Annotated in this window: 19 protein-coding genes and 1 riboswitch; of the genes, 17 read left to right on the top strand and 2 right to left on the bottom strand. The window is 42.1% G+C overall.

Features of this window, described 5'->3' with window-relative positions; translation table 11 throughout:
* Positions 1 to 101 precede the first annotated feature (101 nt).
* The 4 genes from tsaB to tsaD are packed head-to-tail and all read left to right on the top strand — an operon-like array spanning position 102 to position 2,805.
* Complete coding sequence (gene tsaB, locus IGI46_RS15445; RefSeq protein ID WP_429963909.1) at positions 102 to 809, top strand: tRNA (adenosine(37)-N6)-threonylcarbamoyltransferase complex dimerization subunit type 1 TsaB; 708 nt, start codon at positions 102 to 104, stop codon at positions 807 to 809.
* The gene (gene rimI / locus IGI46_RS15440; RefSeq protein WP_429963908.1) at positions 793 to 1,341 is read left to right on the top strand and encodes a ribosomal protein S18-alanine N-acetyltransferase; all 549 of its coding nucleotides are present in this window, start codon (positions 793 to 795) and stop codon (positions 1,339 to 1,341) included. The genes tsaB and rimI (IGI46_RS15440) overlap by 17 nt, the downstream gene beginning before the upstream one ends.
* On the top strand, positions 1,338 to 1,796 hold the full coding sequence (rimI, locus tag IGI46_RS15435; RefSeq protein WP_429963907.1) for a ribosomal protein S18-alanine N-acetyltransferase: 459 nt from the start codon (positions 1,338 to 1,340) through the stop codon (positions 1,794 to 1,796). The genes rimI (IGI46_RS15440) and rimI (IGI46_RS15435) overlap by 4 nt, the downstream gene beginning before the upstream one ends.
* 4 nt (positions 1,797 to 1,800) lie before the next feature.
* The gene (gene tsaD / locus IGI46_RS15430; RefSeq protein WP_429964979.1) at positions 1,801 to 2,805 is read left to right on the top strand and encodes a tRNA (adenosine(37)-N6)-threonylcarbamoyltransferase complex transferase subunit TsaD; all 1,005 of its coding nucleotides are present in this window, start codon (positions 1,801 to 1,803) and stop codon (positions 2,803 to 2,805) included.
* A gap of 55 nt (positions 2,806 to 2,860) precedes the next feature.
* On the opposite strand, the gene IGI46_RS15425 is transcribed toward tsaD, so the two are convergent.
* Positions 2,861 to 3,403: an ECF transporter S component gene (locus IGI46_RS15425; protein WP_429973790.1), complete on the bottom strand. Its 543-nt coding sequence runs from the start codon at positions 3,401 to 3,403 to the stop codon at positions 2,861 to 2,863.
* Between the two features lie 5 nt (positions 3,404 to 3,408).
* Positions 3,409 to 4,383, bottom strand: coding sequence for a nucleoside hydrolase (locus IGI46_RS15420; RefSeq protein ID WP_429963905.1), 975 nt, complete (start codon positions 4,381 to 4,383; stop codon positions 3,409 to 3,411).
* A gap of 21 nt (positions 4,384 to 4,404) precedes the next feature.
* Positions 4,405 to 4,449: riboswitch (PreQ1 riboswitch) on the bottom strand.
* A gap of 150 nt (positions 4,450 to 4,599) precedes the next feature.
* On the opposite strand from IGI46_RS15420, the gene argF reads away from it, so the two are divergent.
* The 13 genes from argF (at position 4,600) to dagF (ending at position 16,313) form a co-directional block, all read left to right on the top strand.
* Positions 4,600 to 5,613, top strand: coding sequence for an ornithine carbamoyltransferase (gene argF, locus IGI46_RS15415; protein ID WP_429973789.1), 1,014 nt, complete (start codon positions 4,600 to 4,602; stop codon positions 5,611 to 5,613).
* A 273-nt stretch (positions 5,614 to 5,886) separates the two neighbouring features.
* Positions 5,887 to 7,578 carry an arginine--tRNA ligase gene (gene argS / locus IGI46_RS15410; protein WP_429973788.1) on the top strand — a complete coding sequence of 564 codons (1,692 nt, stop codon included), beginning with the start codon at positions 5,887 to 5,889 and terminating at the stop codon, positions 7,576 to 7,578.
* A 65-nt stretch (positions 7,579 to 7,643) separates the two neighbouring features.
* Positions 7,644 to 7,931, top strand: a complete 288-nt coding sequence (locus IGI46_RS15405; protein ID WP_429973787.1) for a nucleoside hydrolase — start codon at positions 7,644 to 7,646, stop codon at positions 7,929 to 7,931.
* Entirely contained in the window at positions 7,876 to 8,592 is a 717-nt protein-coding gene (locus IGI46_RS15400) for a nucleoside hydrolase (protein ID WP_429973786.1), read from the top strand. The genes IGI46_RS15405 and IGI46_RS15400 overlap by 56 nt, the downstream gene beginning before the upstream one ends.
* Positions 8,593 to 8,956: 364 nt before the next feature.
* Entirely contained in the window at positions 8,957 to 10,795 is a 1,839-nt protein-coding gene (locus IGI46_RS15395) for a BglG family transcription antiterminator (RefSeq protein ID WP_429973785.1), read from the top strand.
* A 14-nt stretch (positions 10,796 to 10,809) separates the two neighbouring features.
* Positions 10,810 to 11,157 (top strand): PRD domain-containing protein, encoded by a 348-nt coding sequence (locus IGI46_RS15390; RefSeq protein ID WP_429973784.1) that lies wholly within the window; start codon positions 10,810 to 10,812, stop codon positions 11,155 to 11,157.
* A complete protein-coding gene (locus IGI46_RS15385; protein WP_207673511.1) occupies positions 11,154 to 11,510 on the top strand; it encodes a glycine-rich SFCGS family protein in 357 nt (118 codons plus the stop codon). Before IGI46_RS15390 ends, IGI46_RS15385 begins: the two co-directional genes overlap by 4 nt.
* 15 nt (positions 11,511 to 11,525) lie before the next feature.
* Positions 11,526 to 11,879, top strand: coding sequence for a DUF4312 family protein (locus IGI46_RS15380; RefSeq protein WP_429973783.1), 354 nt, complete (start codon positions 11,526 to 11,528; stop codon positions 11,877 to 11,879).
* Positions 11,880 to 11,893: 14 nt separating this feature from the next.
* Positions 11,894 to 12,673: a DUF4311 domain-containing protein gene (locus IGI46_RS15375; RefSeq protein ID WP_207702351.1), complete on the top strand. Its 780-nt coding sequence runs from the start codon at positions 11,894 to 11,896 to the stop codon at positions 12,671 to 12,673.
* 14 nt (positions 12,674 to 12,687) lie between these two features.
* Positions 12,688 to 13,359: a DUF4310 family protein gene (locus IGI46_RS15370; protein ID WP_207702352.1), complete on the top strand. Its 672-nt coding sequence runs from the start codon at positions 12,688 to 12,690 to the stop codon at positions 13,357 to 13,359.
* Between the two features lie 16 nt (positions 13,360 to 13,375).
* On the top strand, positions 13,376 to 14,485 hold the full coding sequence (locus IGI46_RS15365; protein WP_429973782.1) for an amidohydrolase/deacetylase family metallohydrolase: 1,110 nt from the start codon (positions 13,376 to 13,378) through the stop codon (positions 14,483 to 14,485).
* Positions 14,469 to 15,569 carry a DgaE family pyridoxal phosphate-dependent ammonia lyase gene (locus IGI46_RS15360; protein ID WP_429973781.1) on the top strand — a complete coding sequence of 367 codons (1,101 nt, stop codon included), beginning with the start codon at positions 14,469 to 14,471 and terminating at the stop codon, positions 15,567 to 15,569. Before IGI46_RS15365 ends, IGI46_RS15360 begins: the two co-directional genes overlap by 17 nt.
* 3 nt (positions 15,570 to 15,572) lie before the next feature.
* On the top strand, positions 15,573 to 16,313 hold the full coding sequence (gene dagF / locus IGI46_RS15355) for a 2-dehydro-3-deoxy-phosphogluconate aldolase (protein ID WP_429973780.1): 741 nt from the start codon (positions 15,573 to 15,575) through the stop codon (positions 16,311 to 16,313).
* Position 16,314: the final 1 nt, after the last annotated feature.

The following is a 16,314-nucleotide window of genomic DNA, read 5'->3' as shown; positions in this document are numbered from 1 at the left end:
AGCTTAAAAACATGCGATTCCTTAAATAAATTAAGCACAACTATATTGAAAAAAGATTTTATGGTAAAATGTGGCTATCTGAAAGCGGGGAATCAATAAATATGAAAATCTTAGCATTCGATACGTCGAATCAAACGTTGGCTGTAGCAGTTTTAGAAGATCAGCAGACGGTCGCATCATTTCAGCTAAATCGTAAAACGAATCACAGCTTAACCTTGATGCCGGCGATCGAACACCTAATGAAGGTGAGTGGTCTGACACCTAAAGAGTTGGACCGTATCGTAGTAGCTCAAGGACCAGGATCTTATACAGGGATTCGAATTGCTGTGACAACGGCTAAAACATTAGCTAGTACACTGAATATAGATTTGGCTGGAATTTCCAGCTTAAAATCATTAGCTGCTAATATCCATGATTCTCGTTTGATTGTTCCGATTATGGATGCTCGCCGGAATAATGTATACGCGGGTGCTTATCAATGGAAGCAGGGCCAGCTGACTACAATTATTGCTGACCAGCACATCTCCTTAGACGACTTGCTAAATGAAATTAAGGAAGAGGCAGTTTTTGTAGGGGAAACCGAAAAATTTACCGAACAGATTCAAGCCGTACTTCCAACTGCTAAAATTGAAACAGATGACCGAATAAATCTTCCAAATGGAGTCACATTAGGACAATTAGGTAATGTGACTGAACCTGCAGCGGATATTCAGGATTTTGTACCGGCGTATTTAAAGCGAGTCGAAGCAGAGGAGAAATGGTTGGAAACACATCAGCCAGGGGATGAGAATTATGTTGAAAAAGTTTAGCGGTTTGCTCCGAACGGTTGTAAAGCGCAAGCAGCAGCCCTTTGAAGCTCGCAACGTCACGATAAAAGAGCAGGAATATTTTCTGCGTAGTATCAACGACTATGACATAAAAGAATTGATTGCTTTGGAAAAGGATGTTTATTTAGGTGAGGTACCTTGGACAAAGAGTGCTTTTATGGCGGAAATCCATTCACCAATCCCACATTTGTATATCTGCTTGACGCACCAGGAAGAACTGGTGGCATTTATCGGCGCCCGAGTGATTGGCAATGATGCACATATTACGAATGTTGCGGCTAAAAGGGTATTTCAAGGTCGTGGACTAGGCACCTTTTTGATTGACGAAGTGGAAAAATTCGCTATAATGAAGAGCTGTATTACTATGTCCTTAGAAGTGCGGATTAGTAATAAGGATGCTCAGCGTTTATACCGTCGCTTAGGTTTCGAAGGACAAAAAATTCGCAGAAATTACTATACTGAGAATAATGAAGATGCGCTGGAGATGGTTAAGCCATTAGAGGAAGAAAAATGAGCAGCGAAACTCAACTGGAGCAATTATCTCAGCAGCTATGGCAAATCAATACAGCTGCCTATGGTGGAACCTCGCCTTGGACGGTTACTGAATTTTACAGTGATTTGCAGCAGAAGCATAGCCATTATTTGTTAGAGGAAAAATCAGCATTGATCGCCTTTTTAGGATTCCATCAGGTGCTGGATGAAATTGAAATCACTAACATAGCAACCTTGCCTGCCTACAAGCGGCAAGGGGTGGCTGAAAAAATGTTTAAGCGTCTTTTTGAGTATGCTTTGCAGGAAAAGGTGGAACAAATATTTTTAGAAGTACGTGCGTCCAATTTGGCGGCACGTCGTCTTTATGAAAAGATGCATTTTGAAGTGATTGGTGAAAGGAAACATTACTATCACTCACCAGTGGAAGATGCAATAATTATGAAATGGAAAGCAGGGAGCACTTACGGAAACGAATGAATATATATTAGCTATCGAAAGCAGCTGTGATGAAACTAGTGTTGCGGTGATCCAAAATGGTGAAACTGTGCTATCAAATATTGTCGCTTCGCAAATTAACAGCCATCGCCGTTTTGGCGGAGTTGTTCCAGAGGTGGCAAGCCGCCACCACGTAGAACAAATTACTCTTTGTTTAGATGAAGCATTAGCTGAGGCCGGAGTAACACTGGATCAGCTGCAAGCAGTAGCAGTAACTTACGGACCAGGATTAGTAGGGGCTCTGTTAATCGGTTTAAGTGCCGCCAAAGCCTTTGCTTGGGCCCACGGTTTGCCTTTGATTCCAGTGAATCATATGGCTGGCCACATTTATGCAGCTCGTTTAGTTCAGCCGTTGGAATTTCCACTGATGGCTTTATTAGTCAGCGGTGGACATACGGAATTAGTATACATGGTTGAAGACGGCTCTTACGAGATTATTGGTGAAACACGGGATGATGCCGCAGGTGAAGCCTACGATAAAGTAGGCCGGATCTTAGGCCTTTCTTATCCTAGCGGTAAGGAACTGGATCAATTGGCTCACCAAGGGGAAGATACCTATGATTTTCCGCGGGCCATGCTGAAGGAAGACAATTTTGATTTCAGCTTCAGCGGATTAAAAAGTGCTTTTATCAATTTAGTGCATAACGCTGAGCAGCGTGGGGAAGTCTTAGATACAGCTAATTTAGCTGCCAGCTTCCAGGCAAGTGTAGTGGAGGTACTAGTGACGAAAACAATTCGCGCTTGCAAAACCTATCCAGTGAAGCAGCTAGTAATTGCTGGCGGAGTAGCGGCTAACCAAGGCTTGCGTGAAGGAATGAAGCTGGCTTTAGCTGAGGAACTGCCAGAGCTTGAGCTAGTGATCCCACCATTGAAATTATGTGGCGACAATGCAGCAATGATCGGAGCTGCAGCACATGTAGAGTTGCAGAAGCAGCATGTAGCAGCGATAGATTTAAATGCAAATCCAAGTTTAGCCTTTCAACACATTTAAAAAAAGCGGGTGCCTCTATCCTAATCCTAGGACGGAGGCACCCGCTTTTTAAATTTTAAGAGACAATTTGCCGATACCGGGGCAAAGCTTTTACCGCACTAATTACTAAGCTGACGGCTAGCAATTTGTCTAGATAATCCGTTCCAATTTGGACTAAAAAGACGCTTAAGGTTTGATTGACTCCTAGGCCATGAATTACCTGAACGATCAAACTTGAGCCAGAAGAGGTAATCCCACCAAAGAGCAGAACCGTAATCAAAGAAGCGCTTATCGTTCCAGGCAACGTAATTGCCAAAGCCTTCAAGGGTAATGACCAGCTGGCCTTTTTATTATGAAGTAAAACGCCGGCCATAAAGCCGACACACAGCTGAACTGGCGCAAAATAAAGCGAAAATAAATCAGTAGTCACGCCAGTAAATAAGGCACTGCATAAACCGGTAAGAATACCAGCCCCAGGTCCTAGGACTGTGGCTGCGAAAATAGTACCGACTGTATCTAAATAAATGGGCAAGCGTAAGAAGAGCGCTAAATTTCCCAATACAATATTTAAAGCAACTGCTAAAGCAATCATCGTTAATCGTGGTGCTGTTTTTTCCATTCGTCTCATCCTAACTGTAATAGGTTTAGATCAGAAGCAATCATTGCCTCTGGTGCATCTAAAAGGACGGTTAAAAACTGGGTGAAAAAAGCTTTGGTATTAACGGTTTCCAAAATTTTAGTGTTGGGTTTCTTTTTCCAAAAATTGTAATGATCAACCAGAGTTTGGCCAATACTTAGGCTTTCGGTTTCTACGGTAGTATAGCTTTCAAAACCGGTACAGATTTCTGGAGAAATATAATAAGCAACGGCTAATGGGTCGTTGATGACACAACCTAACAAATGCTCATACTCCCAATGAAAATCAAAATAGAACTGGGTAATTCTTTGTAAATAGTCATGGGTATCCGGATTAATGCGTCGACAGTATTCGAGTATCGTTGGACTAAAAACAATTTCTCGCGTTACATCCAAACCGACCATTTCAATTAGTTGACCCAAGTTTTCATAGACTAGCTTGGCTGAATCGGGGTCACACCAATAATTATATTCTGCAACGGGGGAACAATTTCCGTGGCTTTTATAGGTGCCGCCCATAGTAACGAAGCGCTGCAGATTTCTCCCCAGCTCAGGATTGAACTGCAATGCGAAGGCAATGTTAGTCAAGGGTCCCAAGGCTAGAATACCGACTGTCCGCTTTTGGGCAAAAAAGTCTGCCAGAAATTTCTCAGCGCGTTCCTCTTGTGGTTGAACTTGGGATTGTCGATTAATGTCGCTTTCGCCTAATCCATCCATGCCATGGGTATCTTGTGCTGACACGTAAGGCCTTTTAAGAGGTGCCTTCGAGCCGCAATACACTGGGATGTCTAACCGGTCACAACGCTCCAGTACTTTGAAGGCATTGTTCACGCCGATATCTACCGGCGCATTTCCGGCGACGACAGTGATGGCTAAGACCTCTAACTCTGTTGATTTGATCGCATATTCTAAAGCCAGGGCGTCATCAATCCCTGGATCGCAATCAATAATCACTTGTTGCATTTTTTCCTACCTCCTTTGTTGAGATTCTTAGTTTTTTATTCTGGGAAGTTTCCGAACCAGTCCGGGCAAAAGCCTGATTTTAAATGCACTTCCTTATAATAGAGGAAAATCAGAAGATTTAAAAGAGGCATTGCTATTTTTTGAATTATCCGGTATCATGTATAAAAATAAGAAAATTTACTAAATAACGATTAAATATACAAAAGGAGGAACAGGATGAATTCAGTGTTTCAAGGGAAGAGCTTTCTAAAGGAAAAGGATTTTACAAAAGAGGAATTAATGTATCTGATTGATTTTGCTGCACATTTAAAGGCGATGAAAAAGCAGAATATTAGTCATCGCTATTTGGAAGGAAAGAACATCGCCTTACTGTTTGAGAAAACTTCTACTAGAACGCGTGCGGCTTTTACCACAGCAGCGATTGATTTAGGGGCACATCCTGAATATTTAGGCAAAAACGACATTCAGCTTGGTAAAAAAGAATCAGTCGAGGATACTGCTAAGGTGTTGGGAAGTATGTTCGACGGCATCGAATATCGCGGCTTCTCACAAGTAGCAGTGGAGGCATTGGCTGAGTTTTCTGGGGTTCCAGTTTGGAATGGACTAACCGATCAATGGCATCCGACACAAATGTTGGCTGATTTCTTGACGGTGAAGGAACAGTTCGGCAAAATTGAGGGACTTACCTTAGCTTACGTAGGGGATGGACGAAACAACGTGGCAAATTCCCTGTTGATTACCGGAGCGATCTTAGGTGTGAACACGCACATTGTGACGCCTGAAGAACTGTTCCCTGAAGCTAAATTAGTTGAATTGGCGCAAGAATACGCCAAGGAATCAGGAGCTGAAATTTTGATTACCGCGGACATTGATGCTGGGGTAAAAGGAGCAGATGTTCTTTATACCGATGTTTGGGTATCCATGGGTGAAGAAGCCGAGTTTAAAAAACGGATTGATCTGTTACTGCCTTATCAAATCAATCAAGCGATGGTAGATAAAACCGGCAAAGCAGAAACGATCTTTTTACATTGTTTACCAGCTTTCCACGATGTACAAACGGAAGTTACCCAGGAAATTAAGGATACCTACGGTCTGGCAGAAATGGAAGTGACCGATGAAGTCTTCCGAGCATCCTACGCCCATCAGTTTGAACAGGCAGAAAATCGCATGCATACAATTAAAGCAGTAATGGCGGCAACCTTAGGAAATCTTTTTATCCCTGAAGTTTAGTCTTGACTTCTCGCTGGTATCTGGTACTATGAAAGCCAGATAAAATATTTCATCAAGGAAAAAGAGAAGTCTATTGGGTAGTTTTTTTAGCGAGTCTGGGAGGGTGTGAGCCAGATAAACCAAGATAGAGGGCGCACTTTGGAGATGAAACGGCAGCTACCGTTATAGTAAAGCAGGTCGTAAAGACAATAAGAGTGGTACCGCGGGAAAGTCTCGTCTCTGATGAAGGAATCTTCATCAGGGGCTTTTTTTATTGCTTAAGGAGGAAAAAGGATGAACAACAAAGAGATTGTAGCACAGGCAGTTTATGAAGTAGTTAAAGAAGATTTAACACTGGAGGATGTAGCACGCTTACTAGAAAACCCTAAGTCAGCAGACCATGGGGATGTAGCTTTTCCAGCATTTTCGTTGGCTAAAATCTACCGCAAAGCACCTCAGCAAATTGCAGCGGATTTAGCCGGAAAAATCAATCCTGAACATTTTGAAAAGGTTGAGGTAGTCGGACCTTATTTAAACTTCTTTTTGAATAAAGAAGCTGTTTCCGGCAACGTATTAAAAGAAATTATTGAAGCCGGCAGTCAATTTGGTGCTAGCACGATTGGTAACAATGGCAATGTAACGATTGATATGTCTTCACCTAACATTGCTAAGCCTATTTCAATGGGTCATTTAAGATCAACAGTAATCGGCAATTCCATTAGCTTAATCTTAAGCAAGGTTGGTTATCAACCAGTTAAGATCAATCACTTGGGCGACTGGGGCACGCAGTTTGGTAAATTGATTGTAGCCTATAAAAAATGGGGCTCTGAGGAAAAGGTAAAGGCTGAACCGATCAGCGAACTATTGCGTCTGTATGTACAATTCCATGAAGAAGCAGAAAACGATGCAGCTTTGGAAGATGAAGCACGGGCCTGGTTCAAGCGGTTAGAACAAGACGATGCAGAAGCAGTCGAGCTATGGGAATGGTTCCGCAGTGAATCGTTGAAAGAGTTCAACAAGATTTATGACATGCTGGAAGTCAGCTTTGATTCATTCAACGGCGAAGCCTTTTACAATGACAAAATGGATGAAGTCGTGACGATGCTGGAAGAAAAGCATTTGCTGAAGGAAGACCAAGGGGCAGAAATTGTTGACTTAGAAGCCTACGATTTAAACCCAGCGTTAATTAAAAAATCAGATGGTGCCACCTTGTATATTACCCGGGATTTGGCAGCGGCGATTTATCGCAAACGGACTTACAACTTTGTGAAGTCATTATATGTGGTAGGTAATGAACAAAGTATTCACTTTAGACAATTGAAAGCAGTTCTAAAGGAAATGGGCTTTGACTGGTCTGACGACATGAAGCACATTCCATTTGGTTTGATTACCCAAGGTGGTAAAAAGCTGTCTACTCGTAAAGGTAAAATTATTTTACTAGAGGAAGTATTGAACGAAGCAACCGAATCGGCTTTAGCACAGATCGTTGAGAAAAATCCGGATCTGCCAAACAAAGAAGAAGTTGCTCGCCAAGTAGGTGTCGGCGCCGTTATTTTCCATGATTTGAAAAATGACCGCTTAAACAACTTTGACTTTGAACTGGGAGAAGTGGTTCGTTTTGAAGGGGAAACTGGACCTTATGTTCAATATACGCATGCCAGAGCGATGACTATTTTGGATAAAGCTGACTTTGCGCCAAGTATAACAGGAGCGTATGCCTTAAATGATGCGGACAGCTGGGAAATCATCAAGCTATTGCAAGCATTCCCTGATGCGGTTTCTCAAGCGGCAGAGCAATATGAACCTTCTGTTATTGCTAAGCATTCATTGAGATTGGCACAAGCGTTTAATAAATATTATGCACATACTAAGATTTTAGTAGATGATGAGCAAAAGGACGCTCGTTTAGCTTTAGTTTATGCAGTTACTACGATTCTTAAAGAAGATTTGCGCTTGCTAGGCGTTCACGCACCAAACAAAATGTAAAATCGAAGGCCATCTCATTCAATTAAGAGATGGCCTTTTTTTAAAAACGATGAGGAGGAAGCCGCATGAAATTAATTTTGGATTTAGATACGGGAATTGATGATGCTTTAGCTTTAACTTATGCATTAGGCCATCCAGAAGCAGAAGTGATTGGTGTAACTACTACCTTTGGCAATGTAACCCTTGAACAAGCAACGGCAAATACTTTGGATTTATTGTCACTTTTGAAACAGGAGGATACCCCAGTTTTTGAAGGAGCAGCTTTTCCTTGGGGAACGGCTGATTATCAGACAACGGATGATTTGCATCGGATACATGGCTTCAATGGGATCGGAAAATGTTTCACTTCTTAAAAGCAAGCGGATCAGTGAATCAGAATCTGTTGTGGACTTCTTTCTGCGTGCAGCGGAAACCTATGGGAATGAGTTGACAATTGTAACTGCTGGACCTTTAACTAATTTAGCCGAAGCGATTAAAAAGGATGCCGAAGTCATGAACAAAGTCGGACGGATTGTTATGATGGCCGGTGCCTTAACTATTCCAGGGAATTTAAGTCCATTTGCTGAAGCGAATATTTATAATGATCCTTTGGCAGCAGAATTTGTTTTTACGAGCGGCGTTTCCTTTACGATGGTGGGTTTGGACGTGACACTTCAAACCATGATTACGCAAAAGGATATGGAACAATGGACTACTATTCAAACTGAGGCAGCTCAAGCCATTACTGAAATGACGACTTACTATTATACGAATGAGTACGGTGAGGGAGAGTTTGGCGGAGCACTGCATGATCCTTTAGCAGTAGAGGTTGCCTTAAATTCAGAAATTCTGACTGAGACTTTAGCAATCAATCTAACCGTTGAGACTACCGGTCCTTCAATCGGCAGAACCATCGGAGAGCTGGCTCGTTTGAATCAGCCGTTAAAGACAGCGGTCGTCGGCTTATCAGTGGACAGCCCTCAATTTTTAGAACGTTTTTTCACAGTTACAAGTCAGATTTTAGCAAATAATTAACTATTTCTGATTCATCAGCAAAAGCAATCGAGAAGTGCAAAACTCGCAAAAAGACCGAACTTTTTGAGGGTGGCGGACCTTTCCGATTGCTTTTTTTCTAGGACTTTCTAAAAATTAAATAAAATGAACTTCCCATTTGGTTAGTGCAATGAGTAAATAAGGTGGGGAGTACTTAGTGAAATAAATCATTTGTTGCAGGCTGTTCTGACAAGGTTTTCAATTTTTTCTTTAGAAAAAAATGGGCCATTTTGCAAATTTAGCAAAGGGAAAGGGCAGGCGGTTGCACTTATCAAAGTGCAACAGGTTTGTATTGCACGATAGTAAGGATGAACTTATAGTTACACATGTAAGGAGCTAAAGCAGGATGCAATTATCAAAAAGAGAAATTAAAGTTTTATTACGGCTGTTGGAAAATGAAGATAGTTTAACGACAAAAGAACTAGCCGAACATTTTCAAGTAAGCGTGCGCACAATTAAATATGACTTGGATAATATTCGACTGTGGTTGAATGATCGCGAAATTATACTTCATGCTCAACGAAGTAAAGGACTTTGGTTTGAATTAACCAAAACGCAGCGTTTAACTTTAAAAAATGAGTTATTAGAAGAGGAACGCTTTGACATTTTTCCTGATCAGAAATTACGGGTTGAACAAATTGTTCTAAAGCTGTTGTTTACTGAAGAGGCGACAACAACGAATCAGCTAGCCAATTGGTTAGGTGTTTCGAAAAACACCATTATTACTGATTTAGAAAAGGTCGAGCTGTTTATCGCTTCGTATCAATTAGAGTTGAAACGGCAAAGCGGACAAGGACTGTGGCTAAATGGATCGGAGGAAGCTTGTCGTTCATTGATGGATTATCTTTTGCATCACAACCTTACAGAATACGATATCTATCAAATTATGAATCGACTGACGAATCACGATCAGCCTAAACAGCCTATTCACATTGGAAAAGGCTTACCGTTTTATGAAGTCTATCAGGTAATTGTTCAGCAAACCTCACAACTGTTAGATCCGATGGTTACTAACGAATTTGACTATGCTGAATTGTTAGCGATTACCTTTAGGGTAGCCATTTCAGTTTGTCGTTTGCAGATGAACCATGCAATTGGTGCTTTTGTGATGATGGGAAATGTCCCAGAATTATTGAAGAAGCAGGATATACCCATGATGCTGATGCAGGCGGTGTTTGGTGTCTACGATCTGCCGTTGTTTAAGGATGAATATGAGTATATTTGCAGCGACCGTGCCAAGGGGAATGATCAGGAGGATATTCTGAAGCTGACCATTCAGCTGGTTCGGCACATATCTGAAGAGTTAAATGTATCCTTCAGTGATGATGCTCAGCTAGTCACCAACTTGTTTGCTCATTTATCTCTGCGCTTAGGGAAAAGACATCTTTATCCCAATGAGTACAATCCCTTTGTTGAAGACATCAAGTCGCTACATCCGCAACTTTTTACCGCAATTGGAAAGGCGTGTGAGCAGATGCCAGCTACGAAACAGCTGGTTAACGACTCTTTCATTGCCTATATTGCTCTGCACTTCTTAGTTTACTTTGAAAAAGAGAAATTTGAAAAAGGGGTTGCCCGAGTCGTTTACGTCTGTTCAACAGGCTTAGGAGTCACCAATTTGATCCAGCAAAAAATGGAAGAGGAAATTCCCAATGTAGAAATTGTTTGTTTCGCTTCCGTGTTGAATGCAGCTAACGTTATCAAAACCTACAAGCCTGATCTGGTTATCAGCATTTTCCCAATGGAGGACTTGAACTGTCCGACGATTAAGGTGAATGCCATTCCTTCAAAAGAGGATATCCAGAACATCAAACGCTTTACGCGACAAACTTTAGGGGATAAACGTTCGCTTTCAACCCCGATTTTCCGTATTCCTGAGTTAAGCTCGGAGGAATTATCGCGAGAGGTAATACTAAAAGGGTACGTCATTTACGAGGGGCTGAAAAAAATCTCCGGCAATCTGCTAAAGCGTGAGACCGAAGAAGCCTTTTTATTGCATGTTTTTCTGATGGTTCACCGAATCATGTTTAAGCATCAGTATCAATTAGAGGGCAATGTAAATCCCGATATTCTTTCATTGAATCAAACCTTATTTAAACAAGCGGAGCAATTATTTTCCGAAAATGATTTAGCCGTTAATGAGGCAGAATTAACTGCACTGTTTAATTATGTCGACAACAGGTAGAAAGGAGGACCGAAATGCAATTAACTGAAGAAAGCCAAAAAATTCTGCAAAGCAATCCTTATAAAGAGGAGCTGCAGGAGGTTGTTGACTATACTGCACAATTGCTGCAAGAAAAAATGATCCGCCCGACGGATCTTCAATGGACCATTTTAATTAATCATTTAAGTGAGATGGTCATCCGTGAAAAGGAAAACCGGACAATTTTAGAAGTTGATCCAGCAATGTTTTCAGAAGTATCGGAGGAAGCGCTGCTGATTTCTCAGTTAGTCGTTGATAAAGTTGGTCAACTGCCAAAAGATGAAACCTATGTATTATCCATTCACTTTGAAAGTGCAAAACAAAACGAGGAGGAAACAAAATGATTACAGTAGTTATCGCAGATCGATTAGGTAAAGGACAGAATGTAGCAAAAGGAGTAGAGGCAGCTGGCGGAAGAGCAGTTGTTGTTCCAGGTATGGGTGCGGATATGCGTTTAGGCGATGTAATGCAGCAGGAAAATGCGGATATGGGCATTTCGTTTTGCGGAAGCGGCGGCGCGGGAGCACTAACCGCAGCTACTAAATATGGATATTCAGAACGCCACGGTATGCGTTCAGTTGAAGAAGGCGTAACCGCTATTCAAGATGGAAATACAGTCTTAGGGTTTGGTTTTATGGACCAAGAAGAATTAGGCAAACGTTTGACGGAAGCCTACATAAAAAAATACGGAGAATAAAAAGGAGCAGGTACAGTGAACACGACAGAGAAAAAACAACAAATAATTACCGTTAACGGACGAGGGGAAACGAAAGCAGCGGCCTTTTCAGATGCCTTAAATCAAGTACAAAAGCAAGTGCTCAAAGGAACCTCAGACGTGATTTTGCGAATTGAGCCTAAGTCGGTCACTGTACTTTCTGCTGAAGAACAAAAATATACGGAGCGCTTCTTGTTTTTCTTCTTCCCGCGGGAACGAGTGAATTACAGCGTTAAGCTGGATGTCGAAGTGGAGCTGTTGATGATTGACATGGCATCAGTTCCTTTTGAGTCAGTAGTACAAGCAGCGCCAGATGCCGTAAATGTACCATTTTTATCAAAAAAAGTGTAAGAGGGTGAGACGAAGTGGAATTTGTAATTATTTTATTGAAATCATTGATTATCGGCGGTTTGTTAGGCTTCGCCGCAGGTGCGGGAGCAGCAAGAATGTTTCATGCTCCAAGTACGCAGGGGCTAGGGGCTTTTCGAACATTGGGGGAAATGAACGCCTGTGAAGGCGACCCAGCTTCCCACTTTTCTTTCGGTCTAGGATTTTTCTTCAATGCTTGGGCATCAGCAGTAGGTGCCGGCGCGTTCACACAGGATGTTACTCACCGGGTTATTCCTAACTGGGCAACAGCCGCATTGTTGGTTAAAAACAAAAATGTCGAAGAAACTATGCATAATCCCAAGAAAATGGGGATTTCTGGTGCTTTAATCGGAATGGTGCTGGTTGCTTTCCTAAATACGACTGCAGCAGCGATTCCAGAAGCTTTGCAAGTAACAGCGGTTGCCGTATTAGTGCCAGCGGCTACAACGTTGATCAATATTGTTATGCCGGTTCTATTCTGGTTGGCAGCGATTGATGCAGGTAAGCGTTCTGGGTTTTGGGGAACTTTATTCGGTGCATTTGCTCAGATGATTATGGGCAACGCGGTTCCAGGTGTGGTACTAGGGATTTTAGTTGGTAAGGGTGTTGACGAACAAGGCTGGACTAAGATCACTAAGATTATCCTGACAGCAGCGATCTTGTTGTTTGTATTTAGTGGTTTCTTCCGCGGGTTTGATTTGCAGATGCTGGAAAGCTTCCGCTTGGATGCACCAAACTGGTTAAACAACTTACATGATGTCTTTACGGTAGAATAGGGGGCTTTTAAATAATGGAATTTACAGGACTAACAGAAGAACAGAAAAAGAAAAGTTTTTGGTTTGGTGATTGGGCCTTTCCAATTTTAGTAGGGCTAATGTCCTCCGCTGTATTCACAGGGACTCACATGTATGTTGAGTACGGGGTTGGTGCGTTTAACGAAGTGTCAATTGTTGCGATGCTTAAAGCCGGTTTAGATGGCGGGTCTTATGGAGCGGCAGCTGCCTTTGGTGCCAGCTTCCTATTTGCCAGAATTTTAGAAGGATCACTGGTAGGGATTTTGGATTTAGGTGGTTCAATTCTGACTGGTTTAGGGATTGGTATTCCAGCTATCTTCCTATCAATGGGGATTGATGCGCCGATTAAAAGCTTCCCGTTAGCACTATTAACAGGTGCAGCGCTGGGCTTAGCAGTAGGCGGGATCATCATTTTGATTCGGAAATTTACGATTAATCAGTCTAATTCAACCTTTGGTGCAGATATTATGATGGGTGCTGGTAACCAGTCTGGCCGTTTCTTAGGACCACTGATCATTTTGAGTGCAGCTTCAGCTTCTATTCCAATCGGGATTGGTTCCACGATTGGGGCAATTATTTTTTACAAATGGAAAAAACCGATTGCTGGTGGCGCAATTTTAGGCGCAATGATTTTAGGGGCGTTATTCCCAGTAACCTTGGAACAATAGGAAAAGAGGAAGATCAATGTCGGAGACAGTATTAAAAAATGGCCGCTTGATTACAGGTGAACCTTGCGAAGTTGTTTTTGCAGAGGGCAAGATAGTTGAGGTTGCAGAAACCATTGAGACAAATGGACGAGAAGTAATTGACTTAAATGGAAAGTATTTCTCGGCCGGCTGGATTGACAGTCATGTTCATTGCTATCAAGAAATGAATTTGTATTACGACTATCCAGACCAAATTGGTATTGAAAAAGGCGTAACGACAGTTGTTGATGCCGGAACAACCGGTGCTGAAAATATTGCTCGTTTTTATGAATTGGCGAAAGAAGCTAAGACTAATGTTTATGCCTTGTTGAATATTTCGAAGTTTGGAATCGTTGAGCAGGATGAGCTGGCTGATTTGTCGAAGGTTCAATCAGATTTAGTGAAACAGGTGTTAGCTGATCTGCCAGAATTCATTATTGGAATTAAGGCACGTATGAGCAAGACCGTTATTGGTGATAACGGGATTACACCGTTGAAATTGGCTAAAGAAATCCAAGCTGAGAACCAACAGCTGCCTTTGATGGTTCACATTGGCTCGGCGCCGCCTGAATTGAATGAAATTCTGGATGTTATGAGCAAGGGCGATATTCTTACTCATTGTTTCAATGGTAAGCCTAACGGTATAATGGATCAATCAACTGGAAAAATTAAAGAGTTTGTTTGGCAAGCTTATCGTGATGGCATCTTGTTTGACATTGGTCACGGCACTGACAGCTTCAATTTCACGGTTGCTGAAGCAGCCTTTAAGGCGAACATGCTGGCTAATACTATCAGTACCGATATTTATATTCGTAATCGTACAAATGGTCCGGTTTTCGACTTGGCAACGACCTTGGAAAAACTGCATACAGTGGGTTATTCTTGGCCGCTGATTATTGAAAAGATCACTTCGGCGGCGGCTGATCAGTATCATTTATCCCAAAAGGGACGAATTGAGGCGGGGGCCGATGCAGATTTTACTATCTTTAAGCTGATTGATGAAGAAAAAGAATTAGTGGATTCGAATGGTAATTTTCGTCAGGCAAAACAACAGATTATTCCAGTACAGACAATTATTGGAGGCGTAAGCTATGACAATCAGCTATGACAAGTTTGACCTGAAGCAAGTAATTAATGCTTCTGGTCGCATGACGATTCTTGGGGTATCAAAGGTCTCGGAATCGGTGATAGCAGCCCAACGTTTTGGGAGAGAACACTTTTTTGAAATGAGCGAGCTGGCCGTACAAACCGGCAAATACCTGGCTAATTTACTGAAGGTAGAAGACACTCAGATCGTTTCCTCTGCTTCTGCGGGAATCGCTCAATCGGTAGCCGCGGTTATTGGAAAAGGAGATATGTATCATGTGTATCATCCCTACACAAATCGTCTGCAAAAAAGAGAAATTGTCCTACCGAAAGGGCACAATGTAGATTATGGAACACCAGTTGAAACGATGGTTGATTTGGGTGGTGGTCAGCTGATTGAAGCGGGTTATGCCAATATGTGTTCACCTGAACACATTGAAATGATGATCACTGACAATACGGCGGCGGTTCTTTACATCAAGAGCCATCACACCGTTCAAAAAAGTATGTTAACGGTGAAGGAAGCAGCGGAGGCCGCTCATCGCCATCAACTTCCTTTGATTGTAGATGCGGCAGCTGAAGAAGATCTGTTTCAATATATTGAGGCGGGTGCTGATCTAGTTATTTACTCGGGAGCTAAAGCAATTGAAGGCCCTAGTGCCGGTTTAGTTATTGGGAAAAGTGAGTACGTTAAATGGGTTCGTCTGCAAAGTAAAGGAATCGGCCGAGCAATGAAAATCGGCAAAGATAATATCTTAGGCTTTACCCAAGCGGTGGAGGATTACTTGACTAACGGCAGTGAATCAGGTGATTCCATGAAAGAACGTTTAGCGCCATTTGTTGAGGCAGTTAATCAGCTTGCTGATTTGCAGGCGACAGTGGTTCAAGACGGTGCCGGGCGCGACATTTACCGGGCAAGCATGAAGGTCAATGGTAAAAAGACTGCTAAACAGGTGATTGAAGAATTAAAAGCAGCTGATCCGGCGATCTATACCCGAGAATACCAAGCCAACAATGGCATTATTGAATTTGATATACGTTCAGTTAATCAAGCTGAAATGGATGCAATTGTCCAACGACTAAAAGAAATTATGGAAGAGGAATAAAACATGTCATTGATCCCAAATTATTTAGAAGAACGAATTTGCTTAAATGTATTAGCGAATTCGGTAGAAAATGCCAAAGCTTGTTACGAAGCAGCAGAAGGACACGTTGTTTTAGGGGTTCTTTCTAAAAACTATGATAGCGACGAAGCAGCAATTGAAGATATGAAAAAATATCAGGAGGAAACCGACAACGCATTATCCGTTGGTTTAGGGGCTGGCGATCCGAACCAAAGTCAAATGGTCTCGCGCATCTCCGCTGTTTTGCAGCCGCAGCACGTTAATCAGGTATTTACTGGAGTAGGAACTTCCCGAGCACTTTTGGGCCAAAAGGATACGGTGATTAATGGTTTGGTTTCACCGACAGGGAAAGTTGGCTACGTCAATATTGCAACTGGTCCGTTAAGTTCACAGGCGCCAAGTGGAGAAGTACCGATTGAGACGGCTATTCAATTATTAAAGGATATGGGCGGCAGCTCGATTAAATATTTCCCAATGAAGGGCTTGGCTCACAAGGAAGAATATCAGGCAGTTGCTAGGGCCTGTGCTGAGTATGATTTCTATTTAGAACCAACTGGCGGAATCGACTTAACCAACTTTGAAGAAATCGTTCAGATTGCTGTTGATGCCGGAGTGAAGAAAATCATTCCTCATGTTTACAGTTCAATTATCGACTCAGCAACGGGTGATACGAAACCAGAGGATGTTCAAACGTTGTTAGCTATGATGAAAAACACTTTGAAATAGA

It is taken from the genome of Enterococcus sp. AZ163 (assembly GCF_050498925.1).
Classification (GTDB): domain Bacteria; phylum Bacillota; class Bacilli; order Lactobacillales; family Enterococcaceae; genus Enterococcus_A; species Enterococcus_A ferrettii.
This window is presented reverse-complemented; position numbering and strand designations above follow the sequence as displayed.

Excerpts from the sequence above, each read along its gene's own strand:
- tsaB (WP_429963909.1), top strand. The coding sequence starts at position 102 with ATGAAAATCTTAGCATTCGATACGTCGAATCAAACGTTGGCTGTAGCA.
- rimI (WP_429963908.1), top strand. The coding sequence starts at position 793 with ATGTTGAAAAAGTTTAGCGGTTTGCTCCGAACGGTTGTAAAGCGCAAG.
- rimI (WP_429963907.1), top strand. The coding sequence starts at position 1,338 with ATGAGCAGCGAAACTCAACTGGAGCAATTATCTCAGCAGCTATGGCAA.
- IGI46_RS15425 (WP_429973790.1), bottom strand. The coding sequence starts at position 3,403 with ATGGAAAAAACAGCACCACGATTAACGATGATTGCTTTAGCAGTTGCT.
- IGI46_RS15420 (WP_429963905.1), bottom strand. The coding sequence starts at position 4,383 with ATGCAACAAGTGATTATTGATTGCGATCCAGGGATTGATGACGCCCTG.
- argF (WP_429973789.1), top strand. The coding sequence starts at position 4,600 with ATGAATTCAGTGTTTCAAGGGAAGAGCTTTCTAAAGGAAAAGGATTTT.
- argS (WP_429973788.1), top strand. The coding sequence starts at position 5,887 with ATGAACAACAAAGAGATTGTAGCACAGGCAGTTTATGAAGTAGTTAAA.
- IGI46_RS15405 (WP_429973787.1), top strand. The coding sequence starts at position 7,644 with ATGAAATTAATTTTGGATTTAGATACGGGAATTGATGATGCTTTAGCT.
- IGI46_RS15400 (WP_429973786.1), top strand. The coding sequence starts at position 7,876 with ATGATTTGCATCGGATACATGGCTTCAATGGGATCGGAAAATGTTTCA.
- IGI46_RS15395 (WP_429973785.1), top strand. The coding sequence starts at position 8,957 with ATGCAATTATCAAAAAGAGAAATTAAAGTTTTATTACGGCTGTTGGAA.
- IGI46_RS15390 (WP_429973784.1), top strand. The coding sequence starts at position 10,810 with ATGCAATTAACTGAAGAAAGCCAAAAAATTCTGCAAAGCAATCCTTAT.
- IGI46_RS15385 (WP_207673511.1), top strand. The coding sequence starts at position 11,154 with ATGATTACAGTAGTTATCGCAGATCGATTAGGTAAAGGACAGAATGTA.
- IGI46_RS15370 (WP_207702352.1), top strand. The coding sequence starts at position 12,688 with ATGGAATTTACAGGACTAACAGAAGAACAGAAAAAGAAAAGTTTTTGG.
- IGI46_RS15365 (WP_429973782.1), top strand. The coding sequence starts at position 13,376 with ATGTCGGAGACAGTATTAAAAAATGGCCGCTTGATTACAGGTGAACCT.
- IGI46_RS15360 (WP_429973781.1), top strand. The coding sequence starts at position 14,469 with ATGACAATCAGCTATGACAAGTTTGACCTGAAGCAAGTAATTAATGCT.
- dagF (WP_429973780.1), top strand. The coding sequence starts at position 15,573 with ATGTCATTGATCCCAAATTATTTAGAAGAACGAATTTGCTTAAATGTA.